Below are 16,165 nucleotides of genomic sequence, written 5' to 3'. Positions count from 1 at the left end.
GACAAGTACAAGGACGACCCGACGGGCAGCGGGTCGGATGCCGACGGGCCGGACGAGGCGAAGGTGCGGGCCGCGGCCCGGGATGTGCACAACGCCAGGTCGGCGCACGAGAAGGCGCGGTCGGACGTCACCACCGCGCAGAGCGCGCTGGACGCGGCGAAGAAGATGGCCGAGGACGCGCGGGCGATGCGCGACGAGGCGGCGCGTGAGGCGAAGTCGAAGATCGACGAGGCGTCGGACGCGGGGATCCAGAACCGGTCGTGGTGGCAGGACATCGGCCACTGGTTCGAGAACAACTGGGACACCATCGTCGCGGTCTGCAAGGTCGTCGTCGCGGTCGTCGGCATCATCGCGATGATCATCGGCGGGCCGATCCTCGGCGCGATCGTCCTGATCGCGGCCCTCGTCGTCCTCGCCGACACCCTCTACAAATACTCCCAGGGCAAGGCATCCCTGTGGGACGTCGCCTTCGCGGCCCTGGACTGCATACCCGGCGGCAAGGGCATCACCAGCTTCGGCAAACTCGCCAAGGGCCTCAAAACCCTGGGCAAGGGCGGCCTGAAGGGCATGGCGCTGGGGCTCAAGGGGATGAGGCCGCGCCTCAAGGGCCTGGGCCGCTCGATGAAGAACCTGTTCACATGCGGCGATCCGATCGACATGGCCACCGGCCAGATGGTCATGTCGATCACGGACGTCTCCCTGCCGGGCGTCCTGCCGCTCGTTTTGGAGCGCAGCCACCGCACGGGTGTCACGTCCGGCGGCTGGTTCGGCGCGGACTGGACGTCCACGCTGGACCAACGGCTGCTCCTCGATGACGACGGCATCCGATGTGTCGCGGCCGACGGCACCGTGCTGTACTACGCGGTCCCGGAGCCCGGCGAGCCGATGCGGCCGGTCCTCGGCCCCGACTGGCCCCTGAGCTGGGACGGTTCACCCGACGGCGGATTCACGCTGTGGCAGCCGGAGAACGGCACGACCCTGCGGTTCCGGCACGTTCCCGGCGACCGGGCCGCCGAACTCCCGTTGGCCGAGGTACGGGACCGCAACGGCAATACCATCGGCGTACGCCACGCGGCGGACGGCTCCCCCTGCGAGCTGGTGCACCACGGCGGGTACCGCGTGGGTATCAGCACGGCGGACGGCCGGGTGACCGCCCTGCGCCTGCTGAGCGACCCCGACCGGCCGACGCTGCGGACGTACGAGTACGACGGGCAGGGCCGCCTCACCGCAGTCGTCGACTCCTCCTCCGTACCCCAGCGGTACGACTACGACGACCAGGGACGGATCACGGGCTGGCGCAGCAGGACCGGCGACCGGTACCGCTACGCGTACGACGAGCGGGGCCGCTGTGTCCGCACGGGCGGTGCCGACGGCGTACTCGCGTACTCCTACGCGTACGACGACGACACGCGCACGACCGTCGCCACGGACTCGCTCGGCCACTCGATCACGTACACCTTCAACGAGGACCTGCGTCCGCTGCGCGAGACCGATCCGTCGGGGCACACGACCACCCGCGACTGGGACGAGCACGGCCGCCTCGTGGCACTGACCGACCCGCTGGGTCACACCACCCGCCTCGGCCATGACGGCGACGGCAACATCACTCGGGTCACGCGCCCGGACGGAGCGGTCGTACACACCGAGTACGACGAGTTCGGCCAGGTCACCAAGGTGACACAGCCGGACGGCAGCACATGGGAGTCGGTGTACGACGACCGGGGCAACCGCGTGGCGGTCATCGATCCGCTGGGCGCCATCACACGCTTCACCTTCGACGGGGCAGGCGGTCTGACCGGCATCGTCGACCCGCTGGGCGAGCGGCTGCAGACCATCGTCAACGATGCCGCGGGCCTGGCGGTGCGCACCACGGACGCACTCGGAGCGACCGACCGGTTGGTCCGGGACGCCTTCGGCCGTATCACCGAACTCACCGACGCCTTCGGGGCGGTCACCCGGGTCGGCTGGACCCCCGAGGGCCAGATCGCCTGGCGGCGGCTGCCGACCGGCACCACGGAGCACTGGTCGTACGACGCCGAGGGCAACCCGGTGGAGTACCGCTCCTCCGACGGCCGCCACACCCGGTACGAGAACACCCACTTCGACCTCTGCACCCTGCGGGCGGACGCGGACGGCACCCTGGAGCGGTTCGCGTACGACACCGAACTCAGACTGCGCAGCGTCACCAACGCGGCCGGACAGACCTGGAGTTACGCCTACGACGGGGTCGGCCGGCTGATCTCCGAGACCGACTTCGACGGCCGCACGCTCGGCTACCGCTACGACCCGGCGGGCCGGCTCGTCGAGCGGACCAACGGGGCCGGGGAGTCCACCCGGTTCCGCCACGACGCCGTCGGCAACGTCGTGGCCATGGAGACCGACGACAGCACCACCACATACGCGTACGACCCGCTGGGCAGGCTCGTCGCGGCCCGCAACACCGAGGTCGAACTGCACCGGGAGTACGACGCGACGGGCCGGCTGCTCGCCGAGTCGTGGAACGGCCACGCGGTCAGCTCCGGATACGACGCGGCCGGCCGCCGCACGGTGCGCAGGACGCCGAGCGGCGCCGTCACCCGGTGGGCGTACGCGCGCGAGCGGCGGTCGGTCGTGCAGCGGATCGGGGAGCACGACGTCACCTTCCAGTACGACATCGCCGGCCGTGAGACAGAACGGGTGCTGGGAGACGCCGCGCGTCTGACCCACGCGTGGGACACGGACCGGCTGCGGACCACACAGCGCGTGGTGACCGCGGCGGGCCGTACCGAACGGCGCGTCTTCCAGCACCGCACCGACGGCGGCCTCACCTCGGTTGCCGACTCCCGGCACGGCGAGCGGACCTTCACGCTCGACCGGTCGGGGCGGGTGACGGCCGTACGCGGCGCGGCCGGCTGGGAGGAGACCTACCGGTACGACGCCCTGGGGAACCTCACCGACTTCGCCACCTCGGCGCCGGTCGGCGACGAGGACGCCGGGCCCGGCGAACGCGGCTACTCGGGCACCCTCATCGAACGGGCCGGCCGCACCCGCTACCGGCACGACGGCCAGGGACGCGTCGTACGGAAGATCACCAAGCTGCTGTCCGGCGGCCGGCGGGAATGGCGTTTCACCTGGAACGCCGAGGACCAGCTGACGGACGTCCTGACCCCGGACGGCCGTCGCTGGCACTACGTCTACGACCCGGTCGGCAGGCGGGTGGCGAAGCAACTGCGCGCGGACGACGGGTCCATCGCCGAGGAGGTGCGGTTCTTCTGGGACGCGGACGACCTCGCCGAACAGTCGGACGGAACCGTCAGCACGGTGTGGGACTGGGCGGAGGGGCCGGCCCCCGTCGCGCAGCGCGTCCGCGTGACCCGCGGGGTCGGGCCCGACACCCCGCAGGAGGAGATCGACGAGCGGTTCTACGCCATCGTCACCGACCTCCTGGGCACGCCGACGGAGCTGCTGGACGCGCGGGGCGACGTCGTCTGGACCGGGGCGTCCACGATCTGGGGCGTCCCCGTCGCCGACCCGGACGCCGTCTCCCGCGTCGACTGTCCGCTGCGGTTCCCCGGCCAGTACCTCGACCCGGAGACGGGGCTCCACTACAACCACCACCGGTACTACGAGCCGGGCACCGCGCGCTACCTCAGCCCCGACCCCCTGGGCCGCACCCCGTCCCCGAACCACCACGCCTATGTGAAGAACCCCCTCCAGTGGAAAGACCCACTGGGCCTCAAGGCACCGTGCCTCGTGGATCTCTACCATGGGACTCTCAGGCAACACGCCGACAGCATCGTCAACGACGGAATCAATCTGGTGGGGAGCAACCGCCCGATGGACTTCGGCAGAGGGGGGTTCTACGTCACCAATGATCCGAAGCAGGCCGCCACCTGGGCGAAGCAACTGGCCGAAAAACGAGGTGGCCTGCCTGCGGTTGTTCATTTCAAGGTACCCAGGAGTGAACTCGACAGCCTGGGAAGCAAGATCTTCGACGGCCCGAGCGACGAACTCGCCGCATTCATCAAGCATCACCGAACCGGTGGCGCCATGCACAATTACGAGATGGTGGAGGGACCGATGCTCAGGAATGTCAGGAGATTTATCAGCGGAAAGGCCGACCCCGAGTTCATGGGGCATCAGATAGCAATCTACTCGGATCGAGCCGCAAACATCTTCAATAATTCATTTCACCGCACAGTGGGGCCGACGGCATGAGAACGGAAGAATTTCTGATAACCCTAGACGAGGAGATGCTTGAATACTTCCGCGACATGGCGGATGTGCTCGTGGAGAGATGCGGCATCTCTCGCGCTGAGGCCGTCGCCAGGCTCAATGAACGTTATGCGGGCAAAGAAATGAGCCCCCTTGAGCAGGGCCTCATGGGACATGAGTTCCCCGAATTCTGGGCCTACGGGGTGTACTACTACCCGGACGAAAAGGGCCGCCTCCCCGTCGGCGACGCGGTCGCGGATGCCGACATCGACTTCGCCCGTCTTCGGGTCCGCCCCGCACCACCGAAGGATTCGCCCTTCTGGACGCTTGACGAATGAGCTTGGTGCCTCGCGACGGACTCAAAACACAGGCGTGCCCAGCAGCACCTCGATTTGCCTACGGGACTTGATGCCGATGTCGTCACCAAGGGCAACCAGTTCACCAACGCCTCCCGGGCCGAGTCAATGACGAGCAGCCACGGGCACGAGTAGGACCACCCACAGCATGACCGCGGAATTCGTCATGGACCTCGATGACGGTATGACCGAGTACTTCCGGGAGATCGCGGCCGAGATGGTGTCGCGCTTCGGTATCTCTCGCGCGGAGGCCGTCGCCCGGATCAACGAGCGATATCACGATGCGGAGATCTCCGCCTACCCCGACCTCATGTGCCACGAGTTCCCGGAGTTCTGGTCCTACGGCCTGTGCTACTACCCGGACCCCTCCGGCCGCCTCCCCACAGGCGACGAGGACGACGACGCGAACTTCGACTTCACCCGCCTCACCATCCGCCCCACACCCCCAAAGAACTCACCCTTCTGGACCCTTGAGGAATGAACCGAGCCCCGCGACGGACTCTTGGACCGGGGTCGCGGCGCATGGGGCAGGAGTTGACGTGATCGTACTCCCCGAACTACTCAGCGAGCTGCTGGATCAGGTCGACCGGAACCGCGCAGCACATCTGGCGCTGGACTTCGCGCAGCATGTTCTCGACACCCTCCAGGAGAGGATCGAGGAGCCCGTACGGGACGCGTGCCGTGAGTACCTCGCAGCCGCCCACGAAGCGATCGATCTCGGCGTGGCCGGCCCTCGGTTGCTCAAGGCCCACGAACGGCTCTACAAGACCGCCGAGCGATGGGAGGGCAACCGGCACCTTCTGGCCTTGGGAGCCGGACTGGCGATGCAGGCCGTGCGGGTCGGCTGTCAGCGCATGATGGAGGAGGCGCGTGCTCACATGCTGCGCAGCTCCTTGATCACCGTTCAGGACATCGCACGCGAGAGCCAGACGGAGATCGGCCGCTGGTACGCCGAGCAGATCCCGGACGAGGGCGAGAACCGGCGGCAGGCCGCACGCGAGGCCCGCTGGGAGGAGACCCGATGGCAGGTCCAGCACATCATCGCCACCGAACCCACTCCGTGGAAGGCCAGGACGGAGCGGTTGAGTCGATGACGGGCAGTCAGGGACACGACTCGTGGGGCATGAGTTTCCGGAGTTCTAGGCCTGCGGGTGGTACTACTACCCGGACGACGCTTGAGGAGTGAGCCGGAGGAGCGGGAAGGGCTTCTCGGTCAGAAGCCGAGTTTGCGGAGTTGTTTTGGGTCGCGTTGCCAGTCCTTCGCCACCTTCACATGCAGGTCCAAGAACACCGGCGTGCCCAGCAGCGCCTCGATCTGCTTGCGGGACTTGATACCGACGTCCTTCAGGCGCTTGCCCTTGGGCCCGATGACGATGCCCTTCTGGCTGGAGCGTTCGATGTAGAGGTTGGCGTGGATGTCAAGCAGCGGCCGGTCCGCGGGCCGGTCCTCGCGCGGCAGCATCTCCTCGACGACCACGGCGATGGAGTGCGGCAACTCGTCCCGTACGCCCTCCAGCGCGGCCTCGCGGATCAGCTCGGCCACCATGACCTGCTCGGGCTCGTCCGTGAGGTCGCCCTCGGGATACAGCGCGGGACCCTCGGGAAGCATCGGGATCAGCAGGTCGGCGAGGAGTTCCACCTGCTTGTCGCCGACCGCCGACACCGGGACGATCTCCGCCCACTCGATGCCCAGCTCCTTGCCCAGCGCGTCGATGGCGATCAGTTGCTCGGCGAGTGCCTTGGAGTCCACCAGGTCGGTCTTGGTGACGACGGCGACCTTCGGCGTCTTCCTGATCCCGGCCAGTTCCTTCGCGATGAAGCGGTCCCCGGGGCCGATCTTCTGGTCCGCGGGCAGGCAGAAGCCGATCACGTCCACCTCGGCCCACGTGGTGCGCACCACGTCGTTCAGCCGCTCGCCCAGCAGGGTGCGCGGCTTGTGCAGACCGGGGGTGTCGACCAGGATCAGCTGGGCCTCGGGGCGGTGCACGATGCCCCGTACCGTGTGCCGGGTGGTCTGCGGCCGGTTCGAGGTGATCGCCACCTTCTGCCCGACCAGCGCGTTCGTGAGGGTGGACTTGCCCGCGTTGGGGCGGCCCACGAAGCAGGCGAAGCCGGCACGGTGTACGGCCTCGGCCGACTGCTCGGATGACTGGGTACGAACGCTCATGCCGCCCATTGTCCCTGATCCCGAACCCGGCCCGTACCGCCCGCGGCGGACATCGGAGCCGATCCGCGTAACGGTGGGTCATCAATCCATCACGCTGTACGACCGGGTGCGGGCGCGGGCCGGTGGGGTGCGCGGTTTCGGCGTGCCCGGATCAGCAGGGTCACGCCGGTGACGGTCGCGGCGGCTGCCAGCGTCAGCACCAGCCAGGGAAGCGCCAGGAACGGGACGCTCGCCGACTGCCGCGTACCGGTGGCGTGCGCCGTCAACGTGACCTTGCCCCAGTCGAGTTGGGGCGCGTTGCGCCACGGCGCGGTGAGCCGGACGCGCTGCCCGGGCAGCAGTTCCGCGGGGAGCCCGGTCAGGTCGCGGGTCAGCAGTGTACGGCCGAACAGCCCCCGCACCCCGAGTTCCACCCGCGGATCGAGGGTGACGTTGCCGGTGTTGTGCAGGGTGTAGGAGATGACCGCGGTGCTGTCGCCGAGGCCGGGAACGAGCGGCTGGTGATGGCTGACACGGACCCGTTCGACGGCCAGCGCGGGCAGCGCGGGCCCGCTCACCCGCAGATAGACCCGGGCGCCGACGGCCCGGCGCACGCCGAGCGCGACCGCACCGGCGCCGGGCTCGATCCGCTCGTCGATCGCCACGAGCGCGCCGGGGTGGTCGCCCGGTTCGGCGTCGGCGGGCACCCGCAGTGTGAAGGGCACCGTGACGGCACGGTGACCGGGAACGGTGATCCGGGACCTCGCGGGCCGCGCCCAGGCGCCGACCCCCCGCATCCGCTCACCGGGCGACCGCACGGCGAAGCCGCCGTCCCGGGCGGTGTTGTAGGCGTCGGCCGCGTACAGCCGGAAGGTGCGGGGCTCGGCGGTCTTGTTGGCGACAACCACCTTGTCCTCGATGTTCTGACCGGGGTCGGCGGAGAGCAGGAAGTACGGCCGTGCGGAGACGGGGTGGACGGACCAGCTGCCGTTGTCGGCGGCCCGCGCGGGCGTGGCCGCGAGACCGAGGAGCAGCCAGCACAGGCTCAGCAGGAGGGCGTACGGCTTGCGCATGGGTGCGGACCCCCACGGGCGTAGGTCGTGGCGGTCGGGCGGGTGCGGCCCCCGTGCGGGCGGGCGCCCGGCCGCCGGAGTCGGGCACGGTCAGGTGAGGGTGAGCGTGAGGACGCCGGAGTAGCCGCCCGGAGGCGTGAACGCCGGTACGTCCAGGGACAGCCCGGCGTCGACGGTGAACTCACCGCCGGTCAGCGTGCCGTCCGTGGCCTGGGCCAGCGTGGCCCCGGAAGCGCCCACCGGGCCCGCCGAACCGGCCCCGCAGGTGCTCGGGCTGCCCGGCTTCGTCGCGCAGGCGGGACGCCAGCTCAGCTTCCCGGCGTCGATCCGGCCGCCGGGTCCTGTGAAGTCGGTGACCTTGCCGGTCAGGGACCAGCCGGCGGGGCCGCCGCGGAAGTCCTTGACGGTCACCGTCCGCAGCTCGCCCGTGGCGGCGCCGCCCTGGCCGAACTCGACCGCCGACAGCGCGACGGAGTCCCCGGCCTGGGACATGGACAGGGTGCCCGCCTTGACGGTGGTGGTCAGCCTCTGGCTGCCGTCGGGGACGGGCGTGGTGTCGTCGACGACGTAGGCCGCGGGCCCTGCGCCCAGGTCGGCGTTCCACGCGTCGCCCTCGTAGGCCACGATCCCGGTGGTGGCCGGGTCGTTGACGACGAGGGAACCGCTGAAGGAACCCCGGGTGTCGGCGGTCGCGGTCGCCGTGTCGGCGGTCTGTGCGGCCCCGGACCGCCCCGCCAGGGTGACGCGCGCGCCCGGCGTGAAGTCGCTGCCGCTCACAGTGACCCGGTCACCCGGCTTCCCCGATGCGGAACTCAAGGAGATGGCACGGGAGTTGGTGGGCACGCCGGAGGTCGCCGTGACGGTCTCGGACACCGGGGCGGGCGGGTTGGTGACCGTGCAGGGGGTGTCCAGTTCGAGGATGTAGCTGGTGTGGATGTTGTAGTCGCCGGGCGCCAGGGTGATCGCACCGGGTGTGGTGACGGTGAACGTCCCGGTCATGGAGAACGACGGGAAGGCGCCCCTCCCCGGCACCGGCGGGTTCTTCTTCGGCCCCGCCACCGTGATGCTGCCGCTCTGCGCGCCGCCGAGGGTGACCTTCCCGGTCGGGGTCATGATGTCGGCCGGCAGCGCGAGGTCGGTGGGGTTGCCGGCGGCGGCCGTGACCACCGTGTAGGTCACGGTGACGGTGTCGCCGACCTTGGGGCTTGCGTCGTCCACCGAGATGTTCGCGGTGGTGGTGCCGTCGATGGGCGGCAGGCCCGCGATCGCGGGCGGGATGCAGTGGGTGGCGAAGTCCACGTCGCTGCCCGTGGCGCCGGCCGGACAGGCCAGGGCGCCGCCCGCGGTGACCGCGAGCGCGGTCGCGCCGAGCAGGGACGCCCAGCGCCACCGGGTGGATCTTCGGAGTGTCGAACCCATGGGCCCCCTCCTGAGGGTTGCGGGCGCAGCGGCTCGGCTGCGCCGACAGGGGGCCATTGATGTGGAGGCCGCGTGAGAAGTCAATGGAGATGCGGCAGGAAAACTGACGGAGCATCAGCTTTCCTGCCGCGGCCGTGCGTCGGGTCGGCTCCCGGTCAGTCGAACACGAACGGGCCCGGCGACTGGTTGCCGGTCGCCGTACAGGTGATGGTGATGCCGAAGATCGTCATCTGCAGTGAACCGCCGTGCGCCTCCAGGCTGTCGCCGGAGGCCACGGTGCCGCTGAGCGGGCCGACGGTGACCGGGTCACCGGCGGCCATGGCGGGGTTCTTCTTGCCGCTGAAGACGGTGCTGCCGCCGCCCGCCTTGACCATCGTGAGCTTGGAGGTGATCGAGTCCGCCGACAGCGCCAACGGTGCGGTGACCGCGGTGGACTTGAGGGTCAAGGTGGCCGAGGTGCCGTTCTGGGTGGCGGTGAGCGTGGCCGCGCCGCCGCCGAAGGCCCCGCAGTCGGCGGTGATCGTCGCCGTCTGCGGGGTGACGGCCAGGGCGGCGGGCGCGAAGGCCAGCCCGGTGACCGCGAGGGCCCCGACCGCCAGTGCCGCACCGGTTGCTGTTCGCTTGCCTCTCATGGAAATCCGGCTCCCTTCCCGATGTGTGGGAATGCCATGTGGGGATGGACGGGAGGTACGCCCCGACGGACACCCCCGGACCAGGTGGGTGCGGACACCCTGCGGGGGCTGAAACTGACGGTCCGTCGGAACTCGCGCTTCCATTGACACGCGAGTCCCAGACCCCGGCAAGGTGAATTTCCAGCCGATTCCCCAGGCCACAAACACCTACCGGACGAACCGCACCCCAAAAGGGGCGCGAGGAACAGCGCGACCAGCCCCAACACACCCGCAGCAAACAGCGAGGCTCAACCGGACCACGCCCCCAAAGGGGCGCGGGGAACTGCGCGACCAGCCACGACGCACCCGCAGCGAACCACGACCGACCGCCGACAACCAACGGCACGCCCCAACCAGCAAACAGCCTCAGCCTGACCGCCCCGAAAGGGGCGCGGGGAACTGCGCGACCAGCCACGACGCACCCGCAGCGAACCACGACCGACAACCAACGGCGAGGCTCAACCGGCAAACAGGCGGCCGCAGCGAACGACGGCGCGCCGCGGGGGTTCAGTCGGCGGACAGGGTCAGCCGGAGTTCACCGTCGACCCCAGCCACCAGTACCGGCGTGCCCACGCCACCAAGATCCCGTACGGCGGCCAGATCCTCGGCGGGCACGCCCCCCGCGTCGGTCACCACAGCCGCCGCCTCCAGGGACTCCGCCCCGGACGCCACCGCCATCGCCACGGCCGTCCGCAGCGCGCTCAACCGCAGGGAGTCGAGTGCGACGGTCCCGGCGACATAGGTGCGCCCGGTCTCGTCCCGTACCGCCGCGCCCTCGGGCACGCCGTTGCGGGCCCGTGCGGAACGGGCCAGGGTGACGATCTTGCGGTCCTCGGGGTCGAGCCCGGTGCTGTCGGTCATGCCCCCGAGCATACGAAGCCCCGCACCCCCGGCCTCCCCCGGGCGGCGAACGGCGTCAGGGGCGGTCCAGGCGGAGCCGTTCGGCGCGCGGCAGTCCCGCGACGACCAGGTCGTACGAGTCCTCGATCAGCTCTTGGACCAGACGGTCCGTGAGTCCCCCGTCGACCGTGACGGTGTTCCAGTGCCGCTTGTTCATGTGCCAGCCCGGCACGATCAGCCCCGGATGCTCGCCGCGCAGCCGCACCGCGTCGTCCGGATCGCACTTGAGGTTCACCGTCAGCGGCGTGGCACCCAGGTTGGTCAGCGCGAACAGCTTGCCCCGCACCTTGAAGACGGAGGTCTCGGGGTTGAACGGGAAGTCCTCCACGCTCGCGTTGAAGGACAGGCAGAAGTCACGCAGCTCCCGGGGCGTCACTCGGCCTCCTTCTCGACGGGCGCCCCGACCACGGCGACCGGCTCCACCAGCACCGTCACGATCTTGTTCCGGCGTCCGGCCGCGGCCTCCGCGGTCAGCCGCAGCTCCCGGCCGTCCGGCAGTTCCACGACCGATGTGGCGCCCGCGATCGGCACCCGGCCCAGCGCCTTCGCGAGCAGCCCGCCGACGGTCTCCACGTCCTCGTCGTCGTACTCCTCCAGCCCGTACAGCTCGCCGAGGTCGGTGATGTCGAGGCGGGCGGTGACCCGGTAGCGGTCGTCGCCCAGCTCCTCCACGGGCGGCAGCTCACGGTCGTACTCGTCGGTGATCTCCCCGACGATCTCCTCCAGGATGTCCTCGATGGTGACGATGCCGGCCGTGCCGCCGTACTCGTCGATGACGACCGCGACGTGGTTGCGTTCCTTCTGCATCTCGCGCAGCAGGTCCCCCGCGTTCTTCGTGTCGGGCACGAACACGGCGGGCCGCATGGCCGTCGACACCACGTCGTTCTCGGCGTCACGGCTGATGTGCGTCTTGCGGACCAGGTCCTTCAGATACACGATCCCCACGATGTCGTCCTCGCTCTCCCCGGTGACCGGGATACGCGAGAAACCGGACCTGAGGGCCAGGGTCAGGGCCTGGCGGATCGTCTTGTAGCGCTCGATGACGATCAGGTCGGTCCGCGGGACCATGACCTCCCGCACCAGGGTGTCGCCCAGTTCGAAGACCGAGTGCACCATGCGGCGCTCCTCGTCCTCGATGAGCGATTCCTGCTCGGCGAGGTCGACCAGCGCGCGCAGCTCCGCCTCGGAGGCGAACGGGCCGCGGCGGAAGCCCTTGCCGGGGGTGAGGGCGTTGCCGATGAGGATGAGCAGCGACGGGATCGGGCCCATCACCCGGGCCAGCGGCACCAGCACATACGCCGCCGCGGTGGCCGTGTTGAAGGGGTGCTGCCGGCCGATGGTGCGCGGCGAGACGCCGACGGCGACGTATGACACGAGGACCATGACGGCCATCGCGATGAGCAGCGCCTCGGCGGTGGAGCCGGGGAACTCCTCGAGGCAGGCGTAGGTGACCAGCGCCGCCGCCGCCATCTCGCAGGCGACGCGGACCAGCAGCGCCACGTTGAGGTAGCGGGTGGGGTCGGCGGCGACCTGGGCCAGCTTGGCGCTGCCGCGGCGGCCGGACTTCACGGCCTCCTCGGCGCGGAAGCTGGAGACACGCGCGAGACCCGCCTCCGCGCAGGCGGCGAGCCAGGCGACGACGATCAGCGCGATCGCACCGAGGACGATCTGCGGACTCATGCGGACCCGCTTTACGAGACCGTGGGCGCCGGGGACGGGCCGGCCAGGCCCTTCTCCGCGCGCCAGCCGTCCACGATGGCCGCCTGCAGGCCGAACATCTCGGCCCGCTCGTCGGCCTCCTCGTGGTCGTAGCCGAGCAGGTGCAGCACCCCGTGGACGGTGAGCAGCTGAAGCTCCTCGTCCATGGAGTGCTGCGTCGGGGCCTCCGCCCCCTGCTTCGCAGCGACCTCCGGGCACAGCACGATGTCACCGAGGAGTCCCTGCGGGGGCTCGTCGTCGTCCTTGGCGGGCGGCCGCAGCTCGTCCATCGGGAAGGACATGACATCGGTCGGGCCCGTGAGGTCCATCCACTGGATGTGCAGCTGCTCCATGGCGTCGGCGTCCACGACGATCACCGAGAGCTCGGAGAGCGGGTGGATGCGCATCCGCGCGAGCGCGTAGCGGGCGATGTCGAGGATCGCCTGCTCGTCTACCTCGGTGCCGGATTCGTTGTTGACGTCGATCGACATGCTCGTGCTGGTCTACTTCCCCTTGTGCGCGTGGCCGGCCTTGCCGCGGGCGCCCTTGTGGGTGCCGTTCTCGGTGCCGTTCCTGCTGTCGTACTTCTCGTACGCGTCGACGATACGGCCCACCAGCTTGTGCCGTACCACATCGCGGGAGGACAGCCGGGAGAAATGGACGTCCTCCACGCCGTCCAGGATGTCCTGCACCTGGCGCAGACCGGACTTGGTGCCGTCCGGCAGGTCGACCTGGGTGACATCGCCCGTGATCACGATCTTCGAATCGAAGCCGAGCCGGGTGAGGAACATCTTCATCTGTTCGGGGCTGGTGTTCTGCGCCTCGTCCAGAATGATGAAGGCGTCATTCAGGGTCCTGCCACGCATGTAGGCCAGCGGGGCGACCTCGATGGTGCCGGCTGCCATCAGGCGGGGGATCGAGTCCGGGTCGATCATGTCGTGCAGGGCGTCGTAGAGCGGGCGCAGGTAGGGGTCGATCTTCTCGTAGAGCGTGCCCGGCAGGAAGCCGAGGCGTTCGCCTGCCTCGACCGCGGGGCGGGTCAGGATGATGCGGTTGACCTGCTTGGACTGCAGCGCCTGCACCGCCTTGGCCATGGCGAGGTAGGTCTTGCCGGTGCCGGCGGGGCCGATGCCGAAGACGATCGTGTGCTTGTCGATCGCGTCGACGTAGCGCTTCTGGTTGAGCGTCTTGGGGCGGATCGTGCGGCCGCGCGAGGACAGGATGTTCTGCGTCAGCACCTGGGCCGGGGTCTCCTGGCCGTCGCTCTCCCCGTTCTCGCTCGCCTTGAGCATGGCGATCGAGCGTTCCACTGCGTCCTCCGTCATCGGCTGCCCGGTGCGGAGCACCAGCATCATCTCGTCGAACACGCGCTGGACGAGGGCGACTTCACGGGGGTCGCCGACCGCGCTGATCTCATTGCCCCGGACGTGGATGTCGGCCGCCGGGAAGGCCGTCTCGATCACGCGCAGGAGGGAGTCGCCTGAACCCAGCACGGTGACCATCGGGTGCTGGGCGGGGACCGTGAACTGTGCTCTCGCCTGCTCCTGCGCGGGGGTGTGAGCTGTCGGTGTCTGAGTCATGGGCCGGCGCTTAAGGCCTGCGGTTCCTCCTCTTCACGGCCGCGTAGCTGAGGGCGGCCTCGCGCTTCCAAGAGTACGACGGTGCACCGACAACGCCGTAGGGCTTTTCGCCCACGCACCGCATACTCGCCCCCTGAACCCGCCCCGCCCCGCGGCCCCCGGACGCCCAACGACCTACCTCCGAACGGGTGACCGAATCGGTTCCCCCGCCCGGTGTGCAGGGCAGACCCGGGTCGAACTCCGCGGAACGGGCTCGGCGGGGGTCGGGCAAGGGCGCCGAGCATCGGCTCGGCGAGGGTCGGGGCAAGGACGCCGACGGGCCCGGGAGCCCGGGCACAAGGGCGCCGGGGACCCGGGACAGCCCGGGCACAGGGCGCCGGCGGGCCGGGGACAGCCCGGAACGGCTTCGCCTGCGACAGCCCAGGGGCGGGCCGCCGCCCACAGTGGACCGGACCGGTGCGGAAGCCCCCGGACGGGCCCGCGAGCCGGGACAGGAACGGTCTCCCGGTTCCTCGGGGGCGGGGCCATGGTCCGCGATCCAGCCACCTCGACGTTGTGCGGGCGGGACGGGCGCTGGGCCCCGGGGCGGGCGGGCCCCCGGCCCGAGACCCGTCGGCGCCGACGGACCGGGACAGGAACGGTCTCCGGTCCTCCGGGGGCAGGTCCATGGTCCGCGGTCCAGTCGACTCGACGTTGTGCGGGCGGGCAGGGCGGCGCTGGGCCCCGGGGTGGGCGGGCCCCGGTCCGAGACCCGTCGGCGATGTCACCGCGCTGTGCGCGGCCGACGCCGCTGCCCGCTGGCCGTCGTGGGCTGGGGCTGCCGCCCCACGGCGGTGCGGTGGCAGCCCGCGCCCGGAACCCCCGGTACGCCGTGTGCGGTGGGTGTCAGGTTGAGCGGCGGAAGCCGATGGTGGGGACTGCTCGGCGGCGGGGCCACGAACGTGCGGGTTCCTCCGGTACCAGGCGCTCCAGGAACGCGTACCGGCTCAGCGCCGTCGGGTCCTGGCCGTCCACCGACTGCACCCTGCGCCACCACGACCCGATCTCCGACCAGCCGGGCGCCGACAGGGACCCGCCGAACTCCTGGACGGACAGCGCCGCGGTGAGCCCCGCGAAGGCCAGCCGGTCGGCCAGCGGCCAGCCCGCCAGGGTGCCGGTGACGAAGCCCGCCACGAAGACATCGCCGGCACCCGTCGGATCAAGGGCCTCCACGGCGATCGCGGGAACCTCCGCGGTCTCCTCGGTCCGCCGGTCCACCGCGTACGCGCCCTCCGCACCGAGCGTGACCACCGCCAGCGGTACGTGTTCGGTGAGCGCGTGTGCCGCCGACCGGGGGCAGCGGGCGCCGGTGTAGCGCATCGCCTCCTCGGCGTTCGGCAGGAACGCCTCGCAGTGCTCCAGATCGGCCAGCCCTGACAGGTCCCAGGCGCCCGTGTCGTCCCAGCCGACGTCCGCGAAGACACGGGTGCCCTCGCGGGCGGCCTGGGCGATCCAGGGGGCGGGCGCGCCCGGCGTCAGGGACGCGACCGCGGCACGCGCGCGTGGCGGGCAGTCCGGTGCGGGTTCCTCGGGGGGCGGTTCGTGCCCGTGGGAGACCATCGTGCGCTCGTCGTCGTACGCCATCGAGACGGTCACCGGGGAGTGCCAGCCGGGTACGGTGCGCGACGCCGACAGGTCGATGCCCTCTCCCTGGGCGAGGGCGTCCCAGCAGTACTCGCCGTAGTGGTCGTCGCCGAAGGCCGCGGCGAGGGAGGTGCGCAGGCCGAGCCGGGCCAGGGCCGTGGCCATGTTGGCGACTCCGCCGGGGCTCGATCCCATGCCGCGGGCCCAGGACTCCGTTCCGCGCACGGGGGCCGCGTCGAGGCCGGTGAAGATGATGTCCAGGAAGACGGTGCCCGTCAGGTAGACGTCCCAGGGTGGGTCGCCGGGGGCGCGCAGGACGGCCAGCGGGTCGACGTTGACCTGGCCGTGCTGGGGCTGGGTGAGGTGCTCCGGTTCCTCTCCGGCAATCGTGTGAGACGCGGTCACGGTGCGCTCCCTGACGTGGTACGGGTCAGGCCAGTGTGCCTTGCGCTCCGCGGGGGCGGGGGTGGGGCGCGCTGCTCAGCCCCGTGTCGGCAGGCGGGCC

14 protein-coding genes are annotated in these 16,165 nt (G+C 70.5%); 4 read left to right on the top strand and 10 right to left on the bottom strand.

The window, feature by feature from the left end; translation table 11 throughout:
• The 4 genes from ACIRFL_RS27005 to ACIRFL_RS26990 form a co-directional block, all read left to right on the top strand.
• Positions 1–4,197: RHS repeat-associated core domain-containing protein (locus ACIRFL_RS27005; protein ID WP_404033351.1), on the top strand; the 4,197-nt coding region annotated here is incomplete at its 5' end.
• Positions 4,194–4,532: a hypothetical protein gene (locus tag ACIRFL_RS27000; RefSeq protein WP_404033349.1), complete on the top strand. Its 339-nt coding sequence runs from the start codon at positions 4,194–4,196 to the stop codon at positions 4,530–4,532. The genes ACIRFL_RS27005 and ACIRFL_RS27000, both read left to right, overlap by 4 nt.
• Before the next feature lie 166 nt (positions 4,533–4,698).
• Positions 4,699–5,031, top strand: a complete 333-nt coding sequence (locus ACIRFL_RS26995) for a hypothetical protein (RefSeq protein WP_404033347.1) — start codon at positions 4,699–4,701, stop codon at positions 5,029–5,031.
• Between the two features lie 58 nt (positions 5,032–5,089).
• Positions 5,090–5,644 (top strand): hypothetical protein, encoded by a 555-nt coding sequence (locus ACIRFL_RS26990; RefSeq protein WP_404033344.1) that lies wholly within the window; start codon positions 5,090–5,092, stop codon positions 5,642–5,644.
• A gap of 119 nt (positions 5,645–5,763) precedes the next feature.
• On the opposite strand, the gene era is transcribed toward ACIRFL_RS26990, so the two are convergent.
• From era to ACIRFL_RS26940, 10 genes are all read right to left on the bottom strand, one after another.
• Complete coding sequence (era, locus tag ACIRFL_RS26985) at positions 5,764–6,717, bottom strand: GTPase Era (RefSeq protein ID WP_404033341.1); 954 nt, start codon at positions 6,715–6,717, stop codon at positions 5,764–5,766.
• Positions 6,718–6,806: 89 nt separating this feature from the next.
• The gene (locus ACIRFL_RS26980; RefSeq protein WP_404033335.1) at positions 6,807–7,769 is read right to left on the bottom strand and encodes a DUF916 domain-containing protein; all 963 of its coding nucleotides are present in this window, start codon (positions 7,767–7,769) and stop codon (positions 6,807–6,809) included.
• Between the two features lie 90 nt (positions 7,770–7,859).
• Positions 7,860–9,188: a beta-xylosidase gene (locus tag ACIRFL_RS26975; protein WP_404033332.1), complete on the bottom strand. Its 1,329-nt coding sequence runs from the start codon at positions 9,186–9,188 to the stop codon at positions 7,860–7,862.
• 155 nt (positions 9,189–9,343) lie between these two features.
• Positions 9,344–9,820 carry a hypothetical protein gene (locus ACIRFL_RS26970; RefSeq protein WP_404033329.1) on the bottom strand — a complete coding sequence of 159 codons (477 nt, stop codon included), beginning with the start codon at positions 9,818–9,820 and terminating at the stop codon, positions 9,344–9,346.
• A 546-nt stretch (positions 9,821–10,366) separates the two neighbouring features.
• Complete coding sequence (locus ACIRFL_RS26965) at positions 10,367–10,720, bottom strand: cytidine deaminase (RefSeq protein WP_404033326.1); 354 nt, start codon at positions 10,718–10,720, stop codon at positions 10,367–10,369.
• Between the two features lie 55 nt (positions 10,721–10,775).
• On the bottom strand, positions 10,776–11,135 hold the full coding sequence (locus tag ACIRFL_RS26960) for an MmcQ/YjbR family DNA-binding protein (RefSeq protein WP_404033324.1): 360 nt from the start codon (positions 11,133–11,135) through the stop codon (positions 10,776–10,778).
• A complete protein-coding gene (locus ACIRFL_RS26955) occupies positions 11,132–12,439 on the bottom strand; it encodes a hemolysin family protein (RefSeq protein WP_404033321.1) in 1,308 nt (435 codons plus the stop codon). The genes ACIRFL_RS26960 and ACIRFL_RS26955 overlap by 4 nt, the downstream gene beginning before the upstream one ends.
• 11 nt (positions 12,440–12,450) lie before the next feature.
• On the bottom strand, positions 12,451–12,948 hold the full coding sequence (gene ybeY, locus ACIRFL_RS26950) for an rRNA maturation RNase YbeY (protein ID WP_404033318.1): 498 nt from the start codon (positions 12,946–12,948) through the stop codon (positions 12,451–12,453).
• 12 nt (positions 12,949–12,960) lie between these two features.
• Positions 12,961–14,037 (bottom strand): PhoH family protein, encoded by a 1,077-nt coding sequence (locus ACIRFL_RS26945; protein WP_404033315.1) that lies wholly within the window; start codon positions 14,035–14,037, stop codon positions 12,961–12,963.
• Positions 14,038–14,922: 885 nt separating this feature from the next.
• Complete coding sequence (locus ACIRFL_RS26940) at positions 14,923–16,047, bottom strand: carbohydrate kinase family protein (protein ID WP_404033369.1); 1,125 nt, start codon at positions 16,045–16,047, stop codon at positions 14,923–14,925.
• Between the last annotated feature and the right edge of the window lie 118 nt (positions 16,048–16,165).

It is taken from the genome of Streptomyces sp. NPDC102462 (assembly GCF_044765425.1).
Taxonomy (GTDB): domain Bacteria; phylum Actinomycetota; class Actinomycetes; order Streptomycetales; family Streptomycetaceae; genus Streptomyces.
The sequence above is the reverse complement of the archived record's forward strand: the minus strand, read 5'-3'. Positions and strand labels throughout refer to the sequence as shown.

Bases quoted from the DNA above. Each gene is read 5' to 3' on its own strand.
- ACIRFL_RS27000 (WP_404033349.1), top strand. From the start codon at position 4,194: ATGAGAACGGAAGAATTTCTGATAACCCTAGACGAGGAGATGCTTGAA.
- ACIRFL_RS26955 (WP_404033321.1), bottom strand. From the start codon at position 12,439: ATGAGTCCGCAGATCGTCCTCGGTGCGATCGCGCTGATCGTCGTCGCC.
- ybeY (WP_404033318.1), bottom strand. From the start codon at position 12,948: ATGTCGATCGACGTCAACAACGAATCCGGCACCGAGGTAGACGAGCAG.
- ACIRFL_RS26975 (WP_404033332.1), bottom strand. From the start codon at position 9,188: ATGGGTTCGACACTCCGAAGATCCACCCGGTGGCGCTGGGCGTCCCTG.
- ACIRFL_RS26980 (WP_404033335.1), bottom strand. From the start codon at position 7,769: ATGCGCAAGCCGTACGCCCTCCTGCTGAGCCTGTGCTGGCTGCTCCTC.
- ACIRFL_RS26970 (WP_404033329.1), bottom strand. From the start codon at position 9,820: ATGAGAGGCAAGCGAACAGCAACCGGTGCGGCACTGGCGGTCGGGGCC.
- ACIRFL_RS26965 (WP_404033326.1), bottom strand. From the start codon at position 10,720: ATGACCGACAGCACCGGGCTCGACCCCGAGGACCGCAAGATCGTCACC.
- era (WP_404033341.1), bottom strand. From the start codon at position 6,717: ATGAGCGTTCGTACCCAGTCATCCGAGCAGTCGGCCGAGGCCGTACAC.
- ACIRFL_RS26995 (WP_404033347.1), top strand. From the start codon at position 4,699: ATGACCGCGGAATTCGTCATGGACCTCGATGACGGTATGACCGAGTAC.
- ACIRFL_RS26945 (WP_404033315.1), bottom strand. From the start codon at position 14,037: ATGACTCAGACACCGACAGCTCACACCCCCGCGCAGGAGCAGGCGAGA.